This window comes from Mesorhizobium sp. M4A.F.Ca.ET.022.05.2.1 (assembly GCF_003998845.1).
In the GTDB taxonomy this organism is placed as follows: domain Bacteria; phylum Pseudomonadota; class Alphaproteobacteria; order Rhizobiales; family Rhizobiaceae; genus Mesorhizobium.
On sequence record NZ_RZOJ01000588.1, the window covers coordinates 1 to 2,736 of the forward strand.

Below are 2,736 nucleotides of genomic sequence, written 5' to 3' on the forward strand. Positions count from 1 at the left end.
CTCTGAGACATAGCCGCGCCGAACGTCCTGTGCGACCCGCCATGGCTCGCGCAGATGCGGATCGCCGCGCCCGCCGCCTCCGGCAGAGCGGATATCGAGCAGGTCGCCGGGCTGCAGCACCGCGGTGTCGATGTTGCCCAGCCGCCGCTCGTGGCCGGTCCCCGGATTGACGATCATGTCCGACAGGCCGGCCGCCTTGCCGCCGAGCACGCCCCAGGGGCGGAAGAAGCTGCGGTCGCGGTTGCGCGCCGTAATCCTGGAGTCGGGCGCGAAGACGCGGAAGGCCATCTCGGTCGCCAGCCCGCCGCGCCAGCGGCCCGCACCGCCGCTGTCCCTGGCGAGCCCGTATTTCACGAATTCGACTGGGGTCTCGGTCTCTGTGATTTCGATCGGCGTGTTCTTGAGATAGGCGGCATCGGCGCCCGATCCGTTGGTCCCGTCGCGATGCGGCATCGCACCGCCGCCGCCCACGACGGGATTCACCGCCGCGATGACGCTCCGGCTGGTGCGCTCGTCGATAGTCATGACGTTGACAATGCAGTTGTTGCCGGCCGGCGCCGCCGGTAGACGGTCCGGCACGGCCTGCGAGAAGGCGCCGAAGATGACCGAGCGCAGCCGGGCGCAGGTGAGCGAGCGCATGCCCACCGCTGCCGGATGGACCGGATTGAGCACCGACCCTTGCGGCGTGATGCAGGTGAACGGCCGCGTGAGGCCGGTGTTGAGCAGGAGCTTCGGGTTGAGCGTGTAGAGCACGTAGTAGACGCCGACCAGCAGCATGGTGTGGCGCGGGTCGCCACCTGAAGGCACGTTGAGCGAGGAGCCCAACTGCGGATCGGAGCCGGTGAAGTCGAGCACCGCCTCGTCGCCCCTGATCGTCAGCGTCAGCTTCAGCCGGCAGGGATTGGCCTCGACCGAATCCTCGTCGGCATAGTCGGCGAATTCCCAGGTGCCGTCGGGCATGGCGCGCAGCACGTCGCGCGCCTGCGCCTCCGCATGATCGAGAAGCGCGGCAACCCCTTCGATGAAGCCGGCCTTGCCGAACTTCCGCACCATTGCCTGGATCTTGCGCTCGCCGGTGTTGAGCGCGCCGACAAGCGCCTTGATGTCGCCGATGTTGAGGTCGGGCTTGCGCACATTGGTGCTCATGATCCGCAGGATCGTCTCGTCGAAGACGCCCTCCCGCACCAGTTTCATCGGCGGAAAGCGGATGCCTTCCTGATGGATCTCGGTCAGCGACCGGCTGAGCGAAGCCGGCACCGCCCCGCCCATGTCTGTGTTGTGGATGTGACCTCCGGTCCAGGCGACGATCTCGCCGTCGACGAAGACCGGCTTCCACAGATGCGTGTCGGGCGCGTGCGTGGCGACGTGGCCCGAATAGGGATCGTTGGTGAACGCAACGTCGCCCGGCCGGTAGTCGTCGACCATCGCGATCGCGCGGTGGTAGGAAAGCCCCGGATACCAAGTGGCGCCGAGTTCCATCGGCACGGCGAAGGTCGCCCCCGCACGGTCCATCAGCATCACGGTGAAATCCTGCGTCTCCTTGACGAAGGCGGAGTGCGCAGTGCGGTGCAGCGTGTGGGCCATGTTTTCGGCGGCCGCGCGGGCGTGGTTCGCCAGAACCTGCAGGTTTGTCCGGTCAAACATGGCGTCACTCCGCGAAGGTCAGCAGAAGGTTGAGGTGGCGGTCGACGCGCGCCTGCGCTCCCGCGGGAATGGCGAAGGTGGTGTCTTCCTGCACGACCACGGCAGGCCCTCGGAAGGTGCTGCCCGGCACCAGGGTTTGCCGGTCGTGGAGGTCCACGACTTCGAGGCTCGCGCCCGTGTAGACCGGGAGGCGGCGCGCCGGGATGGCGGCGGCGCCGATCTCGTCTGTCTCCGGGAAGGAGAGTTTCGGCCCCGCGCCTATCGCCGACAGCCGGACATTCACAAGCTCGATCTCGCCGTCCGGGTCGTGGAAATCGTAGAGCTGCTCATGGGTGCGGTGGAAGGCTTGCTCGATTGCCTCCGCACTGCCGTCCGCCAGCCATTCCGGTGAAAGGACGACCTCGATCTCGTAGCTCTGCCCGACATAGCGCATGTCGCAGGAGAGAGTGAGCTCCGCTGCCGCCTCGTGCCCCTGCGCCGCGAGCCAGTCGCGCCCCTCGCGCGCAAGGGCGTCGAACGCGTCGCGGATTGCCGGGAGAGACGTATCGGTGAGAGGGCTGAAGATGGTGCGTATGAAATCCCCGCGCAGGTCCGCCACCAGCCCGCCCAGCGCCGACACCACGCCGGGGCGGCGCGGCGCCATGACACGCTTCATGCCGAGTTCGCGGGCAAGGAAGGCGCCGAGCATCGGGCCGCCGCCGCCGAAGGGCATCAGCGTGAATTCGCGCAGGTCGACGCCGGCGCGCGAAGCGAGCTTCTCGACCTCGACGAACATCTCCGACACCGCGATATCGAGGATCGCCTGCGCAGTCTGCTCGACCGGGCGGCCGAGCCGGGCGGCAAGCTCGCCGACCGCGCGATGCGCCAGCCCGGTATCGATCCGGAGCTGGCCATAGGCCATCTCGCTGTGACCGAGCCATCCGCACACCACCATGGCGTCCGTGACCGTCGCCTGCGTGCCGCCACGGCCGTAGCATGCCGGCCCCGGCGTCGAACCCGCCGATTCCGGTCCGACGCGCAGCACGCCCTGCGCATCGACGCTGGCGATCGAGCCGCCGCCGACGCCGATCGAGCTCACCGACACGGAGGGGA

At 68.4% G+C, this 2,736-nt stretch carries 2 protein-coding genes; both read right to left on the reverse strand.

The window, feature by feature from the left end; translation table 11 throughout:
- Positions 1 to 1,644 (reverse strand): hydantoinase B/oxoprolinase family protein (locus tag EN745_RS33185; RefSeq protein ID WP_127423195.1); only part of this gene is annotated, 1,644 nt, incomplete at its 3' end.
- A gap of 4 nt (positions 1,645 to 1,648) precedes the next feature.
- Positions 1,649 to 2,736: hydantoinase/oxoprolinase family protein (locus EN745_RS33190; protein ID WP_145992284.1), on the reverse strand; the 1,088-nt coding region annotated here is incomplete at its 5' end.